The organism is Burkholderia sp. NRF60-BP8 (genome assembly GCF_001522585.2).
In the GTDB taxonomy this organism is placed as follows: domain Bacteria; phylum Pseudomonadota; class Gammaproteobacteria; order Burkholderiales; family Burkholderiaceae; genus Burkholderia.
In genome coordinates, this window is sequence record NZ_CP013373.1 from 2,320,914 (window position 1) to 2,341,191 (window position 20,278).

At 68.4% G+C, this 20,278-nt stretch carries 14 protein-coding genes and 1 tRNA gene; 4 read left to right on the forward strand and 11 right to left on the reverse strand.

Annotated elements, in window-relative coordinates; translation table 11 throughout:
• Nucleotides 1-95: 95 nt before the first annotated feature.
• The 5 genes from WS54_RS24225 to hrpA all read right to left on the reverse strand — a co-directional run bounded on the left by WS54_RS24225 (nucleotide 96) and on the right by hrpA (nucleotide 8,218).
• On the reverse strand, nucleotides 96-911 hold the full coding sequence (locus tag WS54_RS24225) for a competence/damage-inducible protein A (protein WP_034207773.1): 816 nt from the start codon (nucleotides 909-911) through the stop codon (nucleotides 96-98).
• Nucleotides 908-1,735 carry an EI24 domain-containing protein gene (locus WS54_RS24230; RefSeq protein ID WP_059782943.1) on the reverse strand — a complete coding sequence of 276 codons (828 nt, stop codon included), beginning with the start codon at nucleotides 1,733-1,735 and terminating at the stop codon, nucleotides 908-910. The genes WS54_RS24225 and WS54_RS24230 overlap by 4 nt, the downstream gene beginning before the upstream one ends.
• Before the next feature lie 126 nt (nucleotides 1,736-1,861).
• A complete protein-coding gene (locus tag WS54_RS24235; protein ID WP_059782946.1) occupies nucleotides 1,862-2,836 on the reverse strand; it encodes a sterol desaturase family protein in 975 nt (324 codons plus the stop codon).
• Nucleotides 2,837-2,852: 16 nt separating this feature from the next.
• Entirely contained in the window at nucleotides 2,853-3,842 is a 990-nt protein-coding gene (locus tag WS54_RS24240) for a YVTN family beta-propeller repeat protein (RefSeq protein ID WP_059782949.1), read from the reverse strand.
• A gap of 167 nt (nucleotides 3,843-4,009) precedes the next feature.
• On the reverse strand, nucleotides 4,010-8,218 hold the full coding sequence (hrpA, locus tag WS54_RS24245) for an ATP-dependent RNA helicase HrpA (RefSeq protein ID WP_059782952.1): 4,209 nt from the start codon (nucleotides 8,216-8,218) through the stop codon (nucleotides 4,010-4,012).
• Nucleotides 8,219-8,241: 23 nt separating this feature from the next.
• Here hrpA and argA point away from each other — a divergent pair, with 23 nt between their 5' ends.
• Together argA and WS54_RS24255 are read left to right on the forward strand one after the other, a co-directional pair.
• A complete protein-coding gene (gene argA / locus WS54_RS24250; RefSeq protein WP_006485509.1) occupies nucleotides 8,242-9,621 on the forward strand; it encodes an amino-acid N-acetyltransferase in 1,380 nt (459 codons plus the stop codon).
• A gap of 52 nt (nucleotides 9,622-9,673) precedes the next feature.
• Nucleotides 9,674-9,949, forward strand: a complete 276-nt coding sequence (locus tag WS54_RS24255) for an oxidative damage protection protein (RefSeq protein WP_009692666.1) — start codon at nucleotides 9,674-9,676, stop codon at nucleotides 9,947-9,949.
• Nucleotides 9,950-10,109: 160 nt separating this feature from the next.
• On the opposite strand, the gene WS54_RS24260 is transcribed toward WS54_RS24255, so the two are convergent.
• From WS54_RS24260 to WS54_RS24270, 3 genes are all read right to left on the reverse strand, one after another.
• Complete coding sequence (locus WS54_RS24260) at nucleotides 10,110-11,522, reverse strand: MFS transporter (protein WP_059782954.1); 1,413 nt, start codon at nucleotides 11,520-11,522, stop codon at nucleotides 10,110-10,112.
• Nucleotides 11,523-11,680: 158 nt separating this feature from the next.
• On the reverse strand, nucleotides 11,681-12,883 hold the full coding sequence (locus WS54_RS24265; RefSeq protein WP_059782956.1) for a CaiB/BaiF CoA transferase family protein: 1,203 nt from the start codon (nucleotides 12,881-12,883) through the stop codon (nucleotides 11,681-11,683).
• A complete protein-coding gene (locus WS54_RS24270) occupies nucleotides 12,880-14,631 on the reverse strand; it encodes an acyl-CoA dehydrogenase family protein (protein ID WP_059782958.1) in 1,752 nt (583 codons plus the stop codon). Before WS54_RS24270 ends, WS54_RS24265 begins: the two co-directional genes overlap by 4 nt.
• Before the next feature lie 175 nt (nucleotides 14,632-14,806).
• Between WS54_RS24270 and WS54_RS24275 the strand changes: the two genes are divergently transcribed.
• On the forward strand, nucleotides 14,807-15,709 hold the full coding sequence (locus tag WS54_RS24275) for a LysR family transcriptional regulator (protein WP_059782960.1): 903 nt from the start codon (nucleotides 14,807-14,809) through the stop codon (nucleotides 15,707-15,709).
• A 95-nt stretch (nucleotides 15,710-15,804) separates the two neighbouring features.
• Nucleotides 15,805-15,879, forward strand: a tRNA-Val gene (locus tag WS54_RS24280).
• 115 nt (nucleotides 15,880-15,994) lie between these two features.
• Here the strand turns inward: WS54_RS24280 and WS54_RS24285 are convergent.
• The 3 genes from WS54_RS24285 to WS54_RS24295 are packed head-to-tail and all read right to left on the reverse strand — an operon-like array spanning nucleotide 15,995 to nucleotide 19,568.
• Nucleotides 15,995-17,389: an aspartate aminotransferase family protein gene (locus WS54_RS24285; RefSeq protein WP_108041954.1), complete on the reverse strand. Its 1,395-nt coding sequence runs from the start codon at nucleotides 17,387-17,389 to the stop codon at nucleotides 15,995-15,997.
• A gap of 28 nt (nucleotides 17,390-17,417) precedes the next feature.
• Nucleotides 17,418-18,755 (reverse strand): glutamine synthetase family protein, encoded by a 1,338-nt coding sequence (locus WS54_RS24290; protein WP_059782105.1) that lies wholly within the window; start codon nucleotides 18,753-18,755, stop codon nucleotides 17,418-17,420.
• Between the two features lie 12 nt (nucleotides 18,756-18,767).
• A complete protein-coding gene (locus tag WS54_RS24295) occupies nucleotides 18,768-19,568 on the reverse strand; it encodes a gamma-glutamyl-gamma-aminobutyrate hydrolase family protein (RefSeq protein WP_034207783.1) in 801 nt (266 codons plus the stop codon).
• Between the last annotated feature and the right edge of the window lie 710 nt (nucleotides 19,569-20,278).

Consider the following 20,278-nt stretch of genomic DNA (forward strand, 5'->3'; position numbering starts at 1 on the left):
TGCGACAGCCTCATCGTCGAGCCGGGCGATGACATGCCGATGACGGGCCGCGTTGCGCGGCCCGTTGCTTTTGGTACGACAGCGTGGCAGGCCGCTCAGGCGTGCGGCGCATCGGGCTCGACGACGTCGCCGCCGAGCAGATGCACGCCTTCGCGCAGCTTCACGAACGCGGCTGCGACCGCTTCCGGTTCGCCCTTCACGCCGAGATCGATGTGACGGCGCGCGTAGATGCCGCCGCGCTCCGCGTCGCCGACGCTCGGCAGGCTGAACACGCGCACGCCCGGGAAATCGCGCTCGATCCTCTCCATCAGCGGCGTGAGCGTCGATTCCGGCAGCTCGAACACGTACAGCGAGCGCTCGGCATGCGGCGTCGCGTGATGCAGATGCGCGTACTGCGTATCGAGCACCCATTCGATCATCGGCCACGCCATCACCGGAAAGCCCGGCACGAAATGGAGATGGCCGACCGAGAAGCCGGGAATCCGGTTGTAGCCGTTCGGGATGATCGTCGCCCCGGCCGGGAACACGCCCATGTTGAAACGGTGCTGGTTTTCCGGCGATTCGAAATCGACCGGTGCGGCCGGATCCGCGTGCATCTCGCGGATCCGCTCCGCAATCAGCGCCTTCGCTTCCGGATGCAGCTCGAGCGGCACGCCGAGCGCGGCCGCCGCGCACTGGCGCGTGTGGTCGTCCGGCGTCGCGCCGATCCCGCCCGTCGAGAACACGATGTCGCCCGACGCGATCGCGCGCGCGAGCGTCGCCGTGATGCGCGCCGGATCGTCGCCGACGTATTCGGCCCAGTCGAGCGCGAGGCCGCGCGCGCCGAGCAGCTCGATGACCTTCGCCAGATGCTTGTCCTGCCGGCGGCCCGACAGGATTTCGTCGCCGATGATGATGATGCCGATGCTCATGCCTGCCCCATGTCGATTGCGGTGGCGCGCGCACTCGCGCGCAGGTCTTCGAGCGCGCGCAGGCAGTAGTGCCCGAACCACAGCGCCGAGAAGACGAGGATGAAAGCGTAAACCCAGATCATGGCGGCCGCGACGAACGGGAACAGCACCATCATCCAGACCGACGACACCCACACGAAGGTCGGCACGGTGCCGAGCAGCCCGGTCGCGACGCCGATGCCGATCAGCGGCCAGCGGTGCCGGCGCACGAGCGCGCGGCGCTCGTCGCGGCTCGCGTGCAGCGCGAGCGCATCGTAGGTCATCACGCGATACGTGAGCCAGCCCCAGATCAGCGGCGGCAGCAACGCGAAAAACGGCGGAATCAGCCACAGCGGGATCGTGACGACGAGCAGCACGACGCCGACGAGCGCCGCGCCGAGCGAATTGAACACGCTGCCGAAGAAGGTGCCGCCCCGCTTCGGCTCGAGCGCCGCGAACTGCCGGTTCGACAGGTGCTTGATCACGACCGGCATCGAGATCGTCGCGATCAGCAGCAGCACGGTCAGCACGATCAGCGGAATGGCGAGCGACACGACCACGAACGGCGCGACGACCGCATGCAACTGCGACATGCCGATCGCATCGAACGCGCGATACAGCGCGGCCGTCAGCACGAAGCCGTCGAGCGCGCCGCGCGCGAGGTCCAGCAATGTCTGCCACGAAAACCACAGCACGGCGCCCCACAGCAGCGCCGACACGACGAACGGCATCAGGGTGAGCCACAGCATGCGCGGGTGCAGCGCGCTGGCGAGCGCCCGGACGAAGGAACGCAGCAAATCGTTCATGCGAGCCTGGGGAGTCTGGATTGACGGAGAAAAACGGGGAAAGGATAAACCATGCGGCCCGCATGCGCCAAAGCGCATGCGGGCCGCGTGCAAACGTCGTTCAACGGGAGAGCGGACGGATCGGGATCAGGCCGACGCCGCGCCGCGCTTCGCGGGGAACAGGCGCCGGAAGATCCGCACGAACGCGAGGCCGTGCTGCGACCAGAAGCCGTCGCCATAGGACACGCCCTCGACCTGCTCGCGGATGCCGGTCGGCTCGACCGTGCGGTTCCACGACGCGGTGCCGAACATCATGTCCCACCACGGAAACAGCACGCCGAAGTTGCAGCCGTACTTGGTGCCTTCGTGGCCGTAACCGACCGCATGGTGCCGGCGGTGGAAGATCGGGCTGACGAGCAGACGCTCGCCGATGCGGCCGTACGACAGCCGCGCATTCGTATGCTGGATGCTCTGCAGGAAGTTGGTGACCGCGGTCAGCACGACGAACTGCGACGGCGTCACGCCGATCACGAGCGCGATCGCCGCGAAGAAGCACGACTGGAGCACGTCGTCGAGCAGGTGGTTGCGGTCGTCGCACCACAGCGACATCTGCCGCTGGCTGTGATGGACCGCGTGCAGCTCCCACCAGATGCCGAACTTGTGCTGCCAGCGGTGATACCAGTAGCCGGCGAAGTCGAGCACGACGAGGTAGATCGCGAACGCGACGATCGGCTGCGAAGTCACGCCCGGCCACAGATAGTCGAGGTTGACGTTCGCGACGCCATGCAGGCGCAGCCACGCCTGGAAGCCGTCGAACACCGGCTGCAGCGCGAAGAAGAAGAACAGCGTGTAGATGCCGAGCTTCGAGATCGCCGTGTAGATCACGTCGACCCGGACCGCGCGGCGGTTCTTCCAGCGCTCGACCGGCAGCAGCGCCTCGAGCGGGCGCAGCAGCGCGAACATCAGCACCATCTGCAGCGCGCCGATGATCACCCAGTACAGCGCGTCGTAGGTGTCCTCGTCATAGTCCATCAGGTTGAACTTGAAGAGGAGCGGCTGCACGACATCGACGTACAGCCAGGTCTGGATGTCCGACACGAACGCATCGATCAGGTGCAGCATCGTTCGCCTCCGCCCGTCACGCGCCGTTCGCCGCCTTCCACGGCGCGCGGTCGTAGAAGTAGATGCCGTGCGGCGAGCGGCCGACGGCAATCGTCTGCACCAGCTTGCGCGAGGCCAGATCGATGATCCCGACCTTCTTCGCGAACCGGAACGTCACCCACAGCGTCTTCTTGTCGGCGGACAGCTCCATGTCGTCGGGGCCCGGCAGCAGGCCGGTGATGTCGCCGACGTTGGCGAGCGTGTTCTCGTCGATGATGCTGATCGTGTTCGCGACGCGGTTCGTCACCGCGACGTGCGTGCCGTCGGCGAGCGAGCGGAAATTGTGCGCGCCCTTGCCCGTGTAGATCTGCTTGACGACCTTCTGGTTGCGCCAGTCGACGACCGCGACGTAATCCGCGCCGGTCATCCCGACCAGCAGGAATTTGTCGTCCGGCGTGAGCCACAGGCCGGCCGGCACCTTGCCGACCTTCATCTTCCATTTGACCGTCTGCGTCGGCAGGTCGATCGCCGCGATCTCGCCGGACACCTGCAGCGACACGAGCAGCGTCTTGCTGTCCTTCGTGAACGCGAGGTGGCTCGGCATCACCGCGAGCGGCACGCGCTTCACGAGGTGCAGGTCGCGGCCGTCGTAACCGTAGATGTCGACGCGGTCGAGCCGCAGGCCGGCCGCCGCGAACCATTTGCGGTCGGGCGAGAAGCCGAGCTGGTAAGGGTCGTCGATCCCTTCGACGGTGCGCTGCAGCTTGCCCGTCTTCGGATCGAGGAACATCAGGCTGTTCGAGACCGAATTCGCGACGATCAGCGACGCGTTGTCGGGCGTCGCCATCAAATGGTGCGGTTCCTTGCCGGTCGGCATCGTGGAAACGACTTCGCGGGTCTGCTGGTCGATCAGGGAAAGCGTCGCTTCGGCCGAATTGAGGACGATCACGTTATTCGCGTGCGCGGCGGGCGCCAGCACGGCGGCGGCCAGCGCAAGCGTGCGGCCGAAGGAAAGGAAAGTGCGCATGAAGACTCACGTCGTGGAACAGCTGTCATTGTAGAACGTTCGGCGGGCCCCTCCGGTTGACCCATGCCGGTATTGCGCCACTTCGACGCATGCCCGGCCTGCCGAAGGCGCCACCGCGGTGCCGGCCCCGGGCGGCGGCCGGTGCGGGCCGGCACACCGATGTTGCGCTAGCGCTGCATCGACTCCCAGACCTTGTGCAGACGCTTGACAGAGACCGGCATCGGCGTGCGCAGTTCCTGCGCGAACAGCGAAATCCGCAATTCCTCGAGCAGCCAGCGGAATTCCGCAAGCCGCGCATCGGCGACGCCGCCGCGCTGCGACACCGCGCGCTGGTACTGCTGGGCGAGCGGCAGCAGCTCGGCCGACTGCTTCGCGTCGCGCGCCGGGTCGGCCTTCAGCTTGTCGATCCGCAGCGCGATGCCCTTCAGGTAGCGCGGGAAATGCGCAAGCTGCGCGTAAGGCGTGTCGATCACGAAGCGCTTGCCGACCAGCGCGGCCAGTTGCTGCTGCAGGTCCGCATGGGCCTGCGCGAACGGCTTCGCCTGCGCGAGCTTCTTCACGAGGCCCGCGTATTCGGCCAGGATCTGCCCGACGAGCCGCGCGATTTCCTGCGCAAGCAGGTTCAGGCGGCTGCGGCCCTCGTCGCGGCGCGCGTGGAAGCTCGCGTCGTCGTCGGGCAGCGGGTCCTGCAGGCACGCGCGGTCGAGCGCCGTGTCGATCAGCTGGTCGCGCAACTCGTCCTGCGTGCCGAGCGACATGTACTGCATCGCCATCTCGCGCAGGCCCGGCAGGTTCTTTTCCAGGAACTTGATCGGCTCCTTCAACTGCAGCGCGAAAAGGCGCCGCAGCCCGGCCCGGTGGATACGCGCGGCCTCCTCCGGCGAATCGAACACCTCGACGTCGCAATGGGTGCCGCGATCGACGAGCGCCGGATAGCCGTACAGCGTCTGGCCGCGCCGACGGATTTCCAGCAGCTCGGGCAGCTTGCCGAAATTCCACGTCGTCAGGTTCTCGTACAGCGCCGTCGCGCCGGTTTCCGCCGCGGCGGCCGTCTGCGGCGCCGCGCCCTTGCCGGCCTTCGCGCCGCGGGCAGGCGCCCCGGCCGCGACACTCGACGCCGGCGCATGGCCGGGCGCCTGACCGGCCTCGGCGTCGCCGCCGCTCGCGAGCGTCGACGCCGCCGCGATCTTCTGGAACTGCTGCTGCGCCTGCGCGCCCAGCTCCTGGCGAAGCTGCGCGAGATTGCGCCCCATCGCGAGCTGGCGGCCGTGCTCGTCGATCACCTTGAAGTTCATGAACAGGTGCGCGGGCAGCGTCTCGAGCTTGAAGTCGGCCGTTTTCATCATGACCTGCGTCTGCGCCCGCACGTCGGCGATCAGCGCCTCGACGAGCCCGCCCGCACCGAAGCGCTCGCGGCCCATCCGCTCGACGAAGCCGGCCGCGTACTCGGGCAGCGGCACGCAGTGCCGGCGCAGCTTCTGCGGCAGCGACTTCAGCAGCAACTGCACCTTTTCCTTCAGCATGCCCGGCACGAGCCACTCGCAGCGGCGCGCGTCGACCTGGTTCAGCGCGAACAGCGGCACCGCGAGCGTCACGCCGTCGCGCGGCGTGCCGGGCTCGAAGTGGTACGTGAGCGCCATCTCGACGCCGGCCATCGTCGCGCGCTTCGGGAACAGGTCGGTCGTCACGCCTGCCGCCTCGTGGCGCATCAGGTCGTCGCGCGACAGATACAGCAGCCGCTGCTTGTCCTCCGCCTGGCCGCCCTTCTTCACCTCGTCGCGATACCAGCGCTCGAACGCGGCGCCCGTGTGGATGCCTTCCGGAATCGCGTGGTCGTAGTACGCGTAGATCAACTCGTCGTCGACCAGCACGTCCTGCCGACGCGACTTGTGCTCGAGCTGCTCGATGTCGGCGAGCAGCTTGCGGTTGTGCGCGAAGAACGGCAGTTTCGTGTCGAACTCGCCTTCGACCAGCGCGCCGCGGATGAACAGCTCGCGGGCGCGCGCCGGGTCCTGCTTGCCGAACGCGACACGGCGCCGGTGATAGATCGGCAGCCCGTACAGCGTCGCGCGCTCGAACGCGCTGACCTGCGCCGGCCGCTTCTCCCAGTGAGGTTCCGACAGCGATTTCTTCAGCAGGTGCGCGCCGATCTTCTCGACCCACTCGGGCTCGATCTTCGCGAGGCAGCGCGCGTACAGCCGGCTCGTCTCGACGAGTTCGGCCGCCATCACCCAGCGGCCGGCCTTCTTCGCGAGCGCGGAGCCCGGCCACAGGTAGAACTTGATGCCGCGCGCGCCGAGGTAATGCGGATCGTCGTCGGCCTTCATGCCGAGGTTGCCCAGCAGCCCCGTCAACAGGGCCAGATGGATCTGCTCGTAGGTGGCATCGACTTCGTTGAGCCGCCAGCCGTGCTCGCGCACGACCGTCAGCAACTGCGAATGGACGTCGCGCCACTCGCGCAGCCGCAGATGCGACAGGAAGTTCTGCCGGCACGCGTCGACGAGCTGGCGATTCGACTTCTTGTGCGCGACGGCCTCTTCGAACCACGCCCAGATCTTCAGCCACTGCAGGAATTCGGACCGCTCGTCGGCGAACCGGCGGTGCGCCTGGTCGGCCTGCTCCTGCGCTTCGATCGGACGATCGCGCGGGTCCTGCACGGACAGCGCGCTCGCGATGATCAGCACCTCGCGCAGCGACTGCTGGTCGCGCGCGGCGAGAATCATCCGGCCGACGCGCGGGTCGAGCGGCAGCCGCGCGAGCTCGCGGCCGAGCGGCGTCAGCGCGTTGTCGTCGTCGACCGCGCCGAGCTCGTTGAGCAACTGGTAACCGTCCGCGATCGCGCGGCCGGGCGGCGGTTCGAGGAACGGGAACGATTCGATCGCCGTCAGGTGCAGCGACTTCATCCGCAGGATCACCGACGCGAGCGACGAGCGCAGGATTTCCGGATCGGTGAAGCGCGCACGCGCCTGGTAGTCGCTTTCCTCGTACAAACGAATGCACACGCCGTCGGCCACCCGGCCGCAGCGGCCCGCGCGCTGGTTCGCGGCCGCCTGCGAGATCGACTCGACCTGCAGTTGCTCGACCTTGTTCCGGTACGAATAGCGCTTCACGCGCGCGAGGCCGGTGTCGACCACGTAACGGATGCCCGGCACCGTCAGCGAGGTTTCGGCCACGTTGGTCGCGAGCACGATCCGGCGCGCGTTCGACGCCTTGAACACCTTGTCCTGGTCGGCCGCCGAGAGCCGCGCGAACAGCGGCAGGATCTCGGTGTGCGGCGGATGGTGCTTGCGCAGCGCCTCGGCCGCCTCGCGGATCTCGCGCTCGCCGGGCAGGAACACCAGCACGTCGCCGGGGCCTTCGCGGCACAGCTCGTCGACCGCGTCGACGATCGCGTCCATCAGGTCGCGCTCGGCTTCGCGCGCGGTCTTCACGCGATCGCGGCCGCCCGTGCCCTCGGCGTTCTTCACCGCCGGGCGATCCTCGGCCACCGGGCGGTAGCGCATCTCGACCGGATACAGCCGCCCGCTCACCTCGATCACGGGCGCCGGGCGCGCGTCGGTGCCGAAATGGCGCGCGAAGCGATCGGCGTCGATCGTCGCGGACGTGACGATCAGCTTCAGGTCCGGCCGCCTCGGCAGGATTTCCTTCAGATAGCCGAGCAGGAAGTCGATGTTCAGGCTGCGCTCGTGCGCCTCGTCGATGATCAGCGTGTCGTACGCCTTCAGCAACGGGTCGGTCTGCGTCTCGGCGAGCAGGATGCCGTCGGTCATCAGCTTGACGGATGCGCCCGGCGCGAGATTGTCGGTGAAGCGCACCTTGTAGCCGACCACCTCGCCGAACGGCGTGCCGAGTTCCTCGGCGATCCGGCGGCCGGTCGACGAGGCGGCCAGGCGCCGCGGCTGCGTATGGCCGATCAGGCCCGTGCCGCCGGCGCCGAGGCCGCGGCCGAGATCGAGACAGATCTTCGGCAATTGCGTAGTCTTGCCCGAGCCGGTTTCGCCGCAGACGATGACGACCTGATGACCGGCGATCGCACGCGCGATTTCGTCGCGCTTGCCCGACACGGGCAGGCTTTCCGGATACGTGATCGGCGGAACGGGATTCGGCGGGACGGCGGCGCGCGGCGCACGCTCGCGGCGCGGGGCCCGCTCGCCCGTCGGCTGCGGCGCTCCCTTCGCGGCCGGCTGGCGCGCGGCGCCGCGCCGTTCGTCATTGCGCGGCCCGCGCGGCGCGGGTGCCGGCGTGCCCGCCGGCTTGTCCTGCTGCTGGCGCGGCGGCTGGCCCGGCTGCTCGCGCGCATCGGCCGCACCATCCGGGTGCTTCGCCGACGGCGTATTGGCCCGCGTCGGCGCGGGACTTTTAGAAACATTCGACATGGGGGCGCATTATAATCCCGGCCATGAATTCCCAAACCGACCTCCCTCCCGCCCAGACCGGCGCCGCGACGCCGCCGGCCGCCGACGATTCGGCCGCCAGCCACGCGCAGTTCGTCGACTGGATGCGCTCCGTCGCGCCCTATATCCACAAGTTCCGCAACAGCACGTTCGTCGTGGGGTTCGGCGGCGAGGTGGTGCAGCAGGGGCTGCTGAATGCGCTCGTGTCCGACATCGCGCTCTTGCAGGCGATGGGCATCCAGATCGTGCTCGTGCACGGCTCGCGCCCGCAGGTCGAGGAGCAGTTGAGCCTGCACGGTGTCGAATCCGAGTTTTCGCACGGCCTGCGCATCACCGATGCGCGCGCGCTCGAATCCGCGAAGGAAGCGGCCGGCGAAGTGCGTCTCGACATCGAGGCCGCGATCAGCCAGGGTCTGCCGAACTCGCCGATGGCGCACGCGCACATCAGCGTCGTGTCGGGCAACTTCGTGACCGCGCGGCCGGTGGGGATTCTCGACGGGGTCGATTTCGCGCACACGGGCATCGTGCGCAAGATCGATGCCGAATCGATCCGTCATTCGCTCGCGAGCCGCAAGCTCGTGCTGCTGTCGCCGCTCGGATTCTCGCCGACCGGCGAGGCGTTCAACCTGTCGATGGAGGACGTCGCGTCGGCGGCCGCGATCGCGCTGCGCGCCGACAAGATCATCTTCCTGACCGAAGGGCCCGGCATCGTCGACGACGAAGGCGAGCTGGTACGCGAAATGTCGCTCGACGCGGCCGCCGAACTGCTCGATTCCGGCAACATCCAGGGCGACGACGCGTTCTTCCTCAAGCATTCGATCCGCGCATGCCGCGGCGGCGTGACCCGCGCCCACCTGATCCCGCAGTCGCTCGACGGCAGCATGCTGCTCGAACTGTTCCTGCACGACGGCGTCGGCACGATGATCTCGTACGAGAACCTCGAAAGCCTGCGCGAGGCGACTCCGGACGACGTCGGCGGCATCCTGTCGCTGATCGAGCCGCTCGAGTCGGACGGCACGCTGGTGCGGCGCGGCCGCCACCAGATCGAACGCGACATCGACCACTTCTCGGTGATCGAGCACGATGGCGTGCTGTTCGGCTGCGCGGCGCTGTACCCGTACCAGCAGGAAAAGATCGGCGAAATGGCGTGCCTGACGGTCGCACCCGAAGCGCAGGGCTCGGGCGACGGCGAACGCCTGCTCAAGCGCATCGAGCAGCGCGCCCGCGCGCGCGGCCTCACGCACATCTTCGTGCTCACGACGCGCACCGAGCACTGGTTCCTCAAGCGCGGCTTCGTCAAGGTCAGCGTCGACGACCTGCCGGAAGACCGTCGCAAACTCTATAACTGGCAGCGCAAGTCGCTCGTGCTGATGAAGCAGCTCTGAGCACCGGCACGACTGCCCTTCCCCCAGACACCGATTACAGGAGAAGTACACGATGGCTCGAATGATCCAATGCGCGAAGCTCGGCAAGGAAGCCGAAGGCCTCGATTTCCCGCCGCTGCCGGGCGAACTCGGCAAGCGCATTTACGAGAGCGTCTCGAAGGAAGCGTGGCAAGGCTGGCTCAAGCAGCAAACGATGCTGATCAACGAAAACCGCCTGAACATGGCCGACCCGCGCGCGCGCCAGTACCTGATGAAGCAGACGGAGAAGTACTTCTTCGGCGAGGGCGCGGACCAGGCGTCCGGCTACGTGCCGCCGACGGAAGGCTGAGCGCCGCGAATCGCGCAGGCGGCGCCCGCTGGCGTCGTCGCGCGAATGGAGCAAACGGCACCGTGTGACCGCACGGTGCCGTTTGCTTTTGGGGCAGCCCAATCGACGCAACCCCGCCGACGCGCGCTCGACGGCGCCCGGGCGAGCCGGCGTACCCGCGTCATCCCGCCGGTTTCAACGTGCCGCGATCGTCCGGCGGCGCGCCCGCGCCGGCCGGCTGATCCGCGCCCGCGCCTTCCGTGCCCCATTCCGCCGCATCGCTGCGTTCGGCCGTCGACAGCTCGTCCGCGCGGTAGCCGGTGCGATTGAGCAGCGCGAGCATGCACGCAAGCGACACGAGCGCGTACAGCCCCGACGCGATCGCGACGCCGACGATGCTGCCGGTCGCGTTCAGGATCGCCTGCGCGAGCACCGGCGTGCCGCCGCCGACGACCAGCGCGCTCAACTGATACGCGAGCGACAGGCCCGTATAGCGGATGTTGGCCGGAAACACGCGCGCGAGCACGCCGCCGACCGCGCCGTAGAACATCGCCGACGGAATCGTCGAAATGCACATGCCCGCGACGGCGATCCAGTACGAACGCATCGCGAGCGCATGGAACATCATCGGCATCAGCACGATTTCCGGAATCAGGATCCAGCACATCGCGCGCCGCATGTCGACCTTCGACACGAACCACGCGCCGACCGGCTGCATCAGAAATTGCACGACGAGCGAGATCGACAGGATGCCGAGGAACGTGCCCTGCGCGTAACCGAGCGTCTTCGTCGCCCACGACAGCGCGAACGTGCTGCGGAAATACGTGACGTTGATCACCGGCAGCGTGCCGGCCGCGAGCAACACGACGACCCAGTGGTCGCGCACGACGTCGCGCAGCGGCAGCTTCACCGTGCGCTTGCGCGCGAGCACGCGCTGCATGTCGACCGACTCCTCGAGCCTCAGCCGGATCACCATGCCGATGATCACGAGCACGGCCGACAGCAGGAACGGAATGCGCCAGCCCCACATCAGGAACGACGGCGTCGGCAGCGCGCTCAGCGCGAAGAACGCGGCCGTGGCCAGCAGGTTGCCGGTGGGCGAGCCCTGCTGGGCGAACGCCGCATACAGGATGCTGCGATGCTTCGGCGCATTCTCGCTCGCGATCAGCACCGCGCCGCCCCACTCGCCGCCGACCGCGATGCCCTGCAGCACGCGCAGCACGACGAGGGCCGCCGGCGCCCATACGCCGATCGACGCATAGCCGGGCAGCAGCCCGATGCCGGTCGTCGCGAGCCCCATCATCACCAGCGTGATCACGAGCGCGGTCTTGCGGCCGACGCGATCGCCGAGATGGCCGAACACGATCCCGCCGAGCGGCCGCGCGGCGAAGCCGGCCCAGAACGTGACGAACGCGAGCAGCGTCGCAACGCCGGAATCCATCGTGCTCGAAAAGAACACCTTGCCGAACACGAGCGCCGCGGCGGTGCCGTAGATGTAGAAGTCGTACCACTCGATCGTGGTGCCGACGAACGCCGCGAGGGCGGCGCGGCCTGGCCGCGGCTGCGCGGCGGGCGGGGATGGCGGACGGCTCATCGATGTCTCCTGGTAATCGGGGGCGCGACTGTCGCGCGCCTTGTCGGATGGCCGGCCTTCGCCGGCTGGTCGGATTGCTCTACGTTGCGTGGCTCGAAGTCGACGTTGCGATCGATCGGGTCGGGACGACGTTCATCTGCGGACGCCCCGTGGGCCCGTCACGTCAGGTCGGGCGCGACACGCAGCACGCCGGCATCGAGCAGTTGCTGCTGAAGCGCGCGATCGACGCCGAGCCGATCGAGCACCGCACGTGTGTCGCGACCGAGCGCCGGCGGCGCCGACCGGTAGGTGGCCGGTGTGCGCGACAGCTTCACCGGCGACGCGGTGCCGCGATACGCACCGATCTCGACGAACAGGCCGCGGTGCAGCGCATGCGGATCGTGCGCGACGTCGGCCACCGTGCGCACCGGCCCGCACGGCACGCCGGCCGCCATCAGCTCGCGCGCGAGCGGCTCGCACGCGTGCGCGGCAAGCCGCACTTCCAGCTCGACCTTCAACTGCGGCCGGTGCGCGCAGCGGCTGCGGTTGTCGACGAAGCGCGGATCGCCGGCGAGCGCCGGCGCACCGAGATGCGCGACGAGCCGCGCGAACTGCCGGTCGTTGCCGACCGCGAGAAAGATCGGCACGGTGGCCGTGCGGTAGCTGTCGTACGGCGCGATGTTCGGATGCGCGTTGCCGCTGCGCTCCGGCACGCGGCCCGAACCGAAGAAGTTCGGCAGGTGCGGATGCAGCAGCGACACGCCGCAGTCGTACAGCGCCACGTCGATCGACTGCCCGCGCCCGCTCTTCTCGCGCTCCGCGAGCGCCAGCAGGATGCCGGCGAGCGCGTTGAGTCCCGTGACCATGTCGACGATCGGCAAACCGATGCGCGTCGCGCCACCGTCGCGTTCGCCGTTCACGCTCATCAACCCGGCCATCGCCTGGATCACCGCGTCGTAGCCCGGCAGGCCGCCGAGCGGGCCGTCGTCGCCGAAGCCCGTTACCGCGCAGTGGATCAGGCGCGGGAAGCGCGGCTGCAGGTCGCGTGCGTAGTCCATGCCCCAGCGCGCGAGCGTGCCCGGCTTGAAATTCTCGACGAGCACGTCGGCCTCTTCGAGCAGGCGCCACAGGATCGCCCGCCCTTCGTCGTGCGACAGGTCGAGCGCGAGCCCTTCCTTGTTGCGGTTCACGCCCATGAAATACCAGGCCGTGTCGCCGAGGAACGGCGGCCCCCAGCCACGCGTCTCGTCGCCGGCGGGCGGCTCGATCTTGATCACCGTCGCGCCGTGATCGGCGAGCGCCTGCGTGCAGTACGGGCCGCCGAGCACCCGGCTCAGGTCGACGACCTTCAGGCCGTCCAGTGCGCCACGCGTCGTGCTCATCGCTCGACCTCCGGCAGCAGGTCGAGCGCCGTGTCGAGCGCGACCGGCAGGCCGCGCAGCAGCGCGTCGGACGCGGCCGATTCGTCGTCGCGCGGTGCCGGCGCGAGCGGATCGACCGGCAGCAGCTTGTGTCGCACGATCAGGTGCGCCAGCGCGAGACGCCTGAAATCCGGCGCGAGCCGTACGCCTTCGCAAGCCATCAGCACGGCCGCGCTCGCGTAATACAGCGCGGACGCGGCCTGCCGCACGCGCGCGTCGTCGCCGTCCTCCGCGACCCGCGCGAGCGCATCGCACGCCCGCGCGAGAATGCGCCGCAGCGCCGTGCGGCTCGCGTCGGGCAGCGGCGCCGCGCCCAGACGATCGCCGAGGAACGTGCGCAGCGCGTCGAGCGCATGCTCGCGCTGCGCGGCGCGCGCGACGTCGAGCGCGACGATGTTGCTCGTGCCTTCCCAGATCGAACCGAGGTGCGCGTCGCGCACGAGCCGCGCATCGCTCCACTCCTCGATATAGCCGGTGCCGCCGCGCACTTCCATCGCATCGCCCGTCACGCGGCGCGCGTCGCGGCACGCGCGGAACTTGATCAACGGCGTCAGGATCCGCACGCAGCGCGCAGCCTGTTCGTCGCCCGCATCGGCCTGCGGCAGCAACAGCGCGATCTGCATGAACATCGCGCGCGCGGCCTCGGCCGGCAGCAGCGTCTTCATCAGCTGGCGCCGCATCAGCGGCATCTCGATCAGCTTGCGGCCGAACGCGTCGCGATGCGCGGCGACGTGCAACGCTTCGTTCAGCGCGCGCCGCATCAATCCGGCCGCGCGCACGCCGTTCGACAGCCGCGACATGTTGATCATGTCGGCCATCTGGTGAAAGCCGCGGCCGATCTCGCCGATCAGGTACGCCTGCGCGCCTTCGAGCGCGATCTCGCCGCTCGCCATCGAACGGCTGCCGAGCTTGTCCTTCAGGCGCACGATCCGGTAGCGGTTGCGCGTGCCGTCCGGCAGCGTCTTCGGCAGCAGGAACAGCGCGAGGCCCTTGATGCCGTCCGGTGCGCCGTCGGGCCGCGCGAGCACCATCGCGAGATCGGCGTCGGCATTCGAGCAGAACCACTTGTCGCCGGTCAGGCGCCAGACGGTGTCGCCGTGCGCGTCGGTTTCGCGGGTCGCGCGCGTCGCGATACGGCCGACGTCGGAGCCGGCCGCCTGCTCGGTCATGAACATCGCGCCCTGGTACAGCGTGTCGAAGTCGCGCGACGCGAGCCTCGGCAGGTAGCGCGCGACGAGCGCCGGGTCGCCGAAGCGGCGCAGCGTGCGCGTCAGCGAGTCGGTCATGCTGACCGGGCAGCACAGCCCGAATTCCGCCTGCACGAACAGGAACGTCAGCGCGTACTTGACGAGCGGCGGCACGGTTTCGGCCCCGTGGCTCAGCGACGCGAGCCCGAGCTCCGCATACGCGACCCGTTCGAGCGCGACGTACGCCGGATCCTTGTCGATCCGCTGCACGGCCTCGCCGCGCCGGTTGCGGTGCTCGAGCACGGGCGGATGCTTGTCCGCGCGCGCCGCCCATTCGTCGAGTTCGCCCGATACGCGCTCGCCGAGCGCGCGCAGCCGCGGCTCGAGTTCGGCATAGTGCGCGTCGCCGAGATGCAGCTTCAGCAACGCGCCGAGATCGGGGTCGACGGTGAAGAAATTGATGCCCCGGCTGTCGGGGATATGGGATGCGCCGGTGTCCGGCGTGCGAGCGGTGTCGTGCATGCGTGCGTCTCCTGGGTTGCCGGCGCATCGGCCGGGCCGCGGTGCCGCAGCGCCCGGTCCGTCGTGCGTCAAGCCTCCCGCAGAGCGTAGGCGCGCGGTCGATAAGCGTCCAATACAGGATTTTATCCGGTACGATAGATATCGCTTATCGATGCCGACGCCGGGAGGAGACACCGTGGAACTGAGGCAGTTGCGCTACTTCGTGGCCGTCGCCGAGGAGCTGCACTTCGGGCGCGCGGCGAAGCGCCTGTACATCTCGCAGCCGGCGCTGAGTTTCGACATCCGCAAGTTCGAGGACGCGCTCGGCGTGCAGCTTTTTTCCCGCACCAACAAGACGGTCGCGCTGACCAACGCGGGCGCGGTGCTGCTCGGCGAGGCGCGCCGGCTGCTGCTGCAGGCGGCCGAGGCCGAGCGCCTGACGGTGCGCTCCGCGTCGGGGCTCGCCGGCCGGCTGCGGATCGGCTTCGTCCATTCGATGCTGTATCGCGGGCTGCCCGACGCGGTGCGGCGCTTCGAGGCCGACTATCCGGGCGTCGAGATCGTGCTGAGCGAGATGAACACGCACGCGCAGGTGCAGGCGATCCAGCGCGGCCAGATCGATCTCGGCTACGCGCACTGGGGCCACTGCCCGCCCGAGGTCGAATCGGCGCCCGTCTATGCGGAGCCGTTCGTGTGCTGCCTGCCGGCCGCGCATCCGCTTGCGCGGCGCCGGCAGGTCGCGCTCGCCGCGCTCGCGACGGAACCGTTCATCCTGTTTCCGCGCGACGCCGCGCCGCACTACCACGACCTGATCATCGCGCAGTGCGTGAACGCGGGATTCAGTCCGCTGATCCGTCACGAGGCGCGGCTGTGGCAGACGATCCTGTCGATGGTCGAATTCGGGATGGGCATCGCGCTCGTGCCGCGCGTGCTGCAGCAGGTCAAGAGCGACCGGCTCGCGTTCCGGCCGCTGAAGGATGCGTCGCTCGAATCGCGCACGCTGGAGCTCAAGCGCAGCGGCACCGCCGAACCGGTCGCGCTGCGCTTCGCCGACTACGTGCGCGCGTCGCTCGACGCGCTGCCCGCGCTCGCGGGCTGAACACCGGCTCGCGAGCGCGGGCAGCGGCTGTTTAAAAAAATTTGCAGAAAGGGCTTTACGAACCCAAAAAGCTCTGACATAATTTCAGCTTCTTTGGGCGGTTAGCTCAGCGGTAGAGCACTGCCTTCACACGGCAGGGGTCACTGGTTCGATCCCAGTACCGCCCACCAAAGAATTCAAGGGCCTGCGTCTCACGACGCAGGCCCTTTTCGTTTTGGCAACGCACGTGCGCTGCGCGACGCGGGCGCCGGCATCATGCGACGCCGCACCCGCAGCAGTGCCGGCTTACCGTCCCTGCCCCACTCGCTGCGCCGTCGCGTCGAACGCGCGCTTCGCCTTGTCGACGATCTCGTCGATCTCCGCCTCGCGAATCACGAGCGGCGGCGACAACAGCATCCGGTCGCCGGTCGCGCGCATGATCAGGTTGCCGTTGAAGCAGAAGTCGCGGCAGATCGTGCCGACATCGACGTCCGCGCCGAAGCGCTCGCGCCGGCGCCCGTCGCGCGCGAGTTGAACGCCGGCGACCAGCCCCGCTCCCGCAATCTCCCCGACGATCGGATGTTCGCCCAACGCGTCACGCAGCCGCCGCTGGAAATACGGGCCGATATCGGTCTTCACGCGCTCGACGATGCCTTCGTCGCGCAGCAGCTTCAGGTTCGCGACCGCGACGGCGGCCGCCACCGGGTGGCCCGAGTACGTGAGGCCGTGATTGAATTCGCCGTTGTCGATGATCGGGCGCGCGATGCGCTCGTGAATGCCGACCGCGCCCATCGGCACGTAGCCCGACGTGAGGCCCTTCGCCATCGTGATCAGGTCCGGCTCGAAGCCGAAGTGCTGGTGCGCGAACCACTCGCCGGTGCGGCCGAACCCGCCGATCACTTCGTCGGCGACGAGCAGCACGTCGTACTTGCGGCAGATCCGCTGGATTTCCGGCCAGTACGTCGACGGCGGGAAGATCACGCCGCCCGCGCCCTGGAACGGCTCTCCGATGAACGCCGCGACGTTCTCCGCGCCGAGTTCGAGGATCTTCGCCTCGAGCTGCTGCGCCCGCGCGAGGCCGAATGCTTCGGGCGTCTCGCCAGCCTGCGCTTCGCCGAAGAAATACGGCTGGTCGATATGCACGATGTGCTCGACCTTCGACGGCATCTGCTCGTGCATGTAGCCCATCCCGCCGAGCGTGCCGCCGGCGATCGTCGAGCCGTGGTAGCCGTTCTTGCGCGAGATCACGTATTTCTTCTGCGGCTTGCCTTGCACGCGCCAGTACTGATGCACGACGCGCAGCACCGTGTCGTTGCCTTCCGAGCCGCTGTTGCAATAGAAGAAGTGGTTGAAGCCGGCGGGCGTCACTTCGGCGAGCATCGCCGACAGTTCGATCACCGGCGGATGCGTGGTCTTGAAGAACGTGTTGTAGAACGGCAGCTCCTGCAGCTGGCGATACGCGGCGTCGGCGAGCTCCTTGCGGCCGTAGCCGACGTTCACGCACCAGAGGCCGGCCATCCCGTCGATCACCTTGTTGCCGTCCGAGTCCCACAGGTAGACGCCGTCGGCTTTGACGATCACGCGGCTGCCCGCGCGGTTGAGCGCGCCCATGTCCGAGAACGGGTGGATGTGGTGCGCGGCGTCGAGCGCGCGAAAATCGGCGGTCGAGCGCGGCGAAATAGCTTCGTTTCGATCGGTCATGTTTTCTCCGTCAAACAGCGCCGCACGCTCACACGTGCAGCAGCAGATGCCTGCGTTCCCACGAGCTGATCACGCGGAAGAACGCTTCGTATTCGGTTTCCTTCAACGCCAGGTAGGCCTTCACGAACTTGTCGCCGAGAATGCCGGCGAGCGGCTCGCACGCGGCCATCAGCGAGATGCCTTCCTCAAGATTGCGCGGCAGCTGGTACGGCAGGTCGTAGCCGTCCGATGCGATCGGCTCGGTCGGTGCGAGCTGCTGCATCATGCCGAGATAGCCGGCGGCGAGCGTCGCCGCGAACGCGAGGTACGGGTTGCAGTCGACGCCCGGAATCCGGTTCTCGATGCGCCGCGCGACCGGCGTCGACTGCGGGATCCGGAACCCGACCGTACGGTTGTCGTAGCCCCACTGCACGTTGATCGGCGCGGCCATGAAGCGCGACAGGCGGCGGTACGAATTGATGTACGGCGCGAAGATCGGCATCAGCGCCGGCGTGTACTTCTGCAGCCCCGCCAGATAGCTGTGGAACAGCGGCGACACGGCGCCGTTTTCGTCGGCGAACAGATTGCGCCCGCTGCGCAGATCCGCGAGGCTCTGATGAATGTGCATCGCGGAACCCGGCTCGTTTTCCATCGGCTTGGCCATGAACGTCGCGTACATGTTGTGACGCAGCGCGGCCTCGCGCACCGTGCGCTTGAACAGGAACACCTGGTCGGCCAGCGACAGCGCGTCGCCGTGCATGAAGTTGATCTCCATCTGCGCGGCGCCGACTTCGTGAATCAGCGTCTCGATATCGAGGCCCTGCATTTCGCAGTACTCGTAGATGTCCTCGAACAGCGGATCGAACTCGTTGACGGCCTCGATCGAATACGACTGGCGGCCCGTTTCCGCCCGCCCCGTACGACCGACCGGCGGACGCAGCGGCAGGTCGGGATCAGCGTTCATGTCGACCAGATAGAACTCCAGCTCGGGCGCAACCACGGGCTTCCAGCCCTTCGCCTCGTACAGGTCGAGCACACGGCGCAGCACGTAGCGCGGCGAGATCTCGACCGGCGAGCCGTCGAAATGCACGCAATCGTGGATCACCTGCGCGGTCGGATCGACCGCCCACGGGATCAGGCAGATCGTCGACGGATCGGGCACGCACACCATGTCGGGATCGGTCACGCCGGTCAGCGAGCCGTCCTCCGGATAGTCGCCGGTGACGGTCTGCACCATCACGGCCTGCGGCAAGCGCATCGATTCGCCGGATTCGAATTTGTTGCGCGGAATGATCTTGCCGCGCGCGATGCCGGCCATGTCGGGAATGATCGCCTCGACTTCGGTGATACGGTGCTGTCGCAGGAATTCGCTCAGTTCGGCTTGCATGATCGGCCTCGTTCAGTCGATGTCGGATGCGGCCGGCGTCGCGCCGCCGGCCGCATGAATACGGTGCGTCATGTGCGCGCGGCACGCCGCGCCGAATGCCGCGAAGATGTCGCGCGACAGCGACTGCTCCGCGTAGCGCCACTCGGGATGCCACTGCACGCCCAGCGCGAACGCGCGCGCGCCGCGCACGCTGACGGCCTCGACCAGTCCGTCGGGCGCGCTCGCCTCGATCGCGAGCCCCGCGCCCAGGCGCGCGATGCCCTGGTCGTGCAGCGAATTGACCGTCGCCTCGTGCGCGCCGCGCGCGATCCGCTGCAGCAGGCCGCCGGGGGCGAACTGCACGACGTGCGCGGGACCGTACTGCCGTTCGAGCGGATCGTCCGGTCGTTCGCGATGGTCGTCGAAGCCGGTCGTCGCATGCAGCCGCTGATGCAGCGTGCCGCCATACGCGACGTTCAGCTCCTGCATGCCGCGGCAAATCGCGAGCACGGGCACGCCCGCGTCGATCGCCGCGCGGATCAGCGGCAACGCGGTCGCATCGCGCGCCGGATCGTGCAGCGTGTCGGACGCGCTCGCGGCGCCGCCGTAATGATGCGGCTCGACGTTCGAATAGCTGCCGGTCAACAGCAGCCCGTCGACGGCCGCGACAATCGCGTCGGCCGGCTGCCGCGCGCCGAGCGCGGGCAGCACGAACGCCAGCGCGCCGGCGCCGTCGACGACGGCGGCGAGGTACTTCTCGCCCGCCGCATGGTTCGGATGCGCACCGCGCAGGATGCGATCGGCGGTAACGGCTACGATCGGTCGTGCACGCATCGGCGTCTCTCCGGTGATGGCGCGCGACACGCTTGCGCGCACAACGATGCAGGTTCGCGGGTGCGCCGCACGCGCGCGCCCTCGCGCCACGCAAGCGCTAGCGCATACGCGAGCCTGCCGCGCGGAAACTGCGGCAACAGGCGGTGCGGGCCGGGACGGAAGCGGAACGGGACGCTAGGGCAACAACGATGCGCTGCCGTCGCACTGCACCGCGCTGAACACGTGCGCGGTCACGAGATTGAAGCGGCGCGGGCCGCGATCGGAAATGGCGAAGAAGCGAGGCTCGCGTAACGGGGCGGCGCGCGTGCCGCGATCAGCATGCCGGTTCGGCCCGGCCTGAGGCGGCGCGCCCGCCGACGGACTTCGCGTCCGGCGTATCGAAGGGCTGGCGGCTTTCACGATCGTACTCGACTGACTGATGAAGGCAGGACACGTGTCGCAATGCCGCGTGGCGGCACGTGAGCAAGATGTCTTGCGCGCATTGCGGCGCAGTCCGGCCATCGTCGATGGCCTCGCCGCCGGTACGCGCGTGACGACTTCCTGACATTCAGCTTATATCACTTAAAAATTGCGTCAAATTTTCAGGTGCCGATGACGCCATCGGTCAGACGAAAAAAAACGGCATCGACCGCGCGGATCGATGCCGTTTTGTGCATTGCACCGGCTTGCCTGCTACGTGTCGACGGGGCGGGACGCACGGTCGCGCCGCG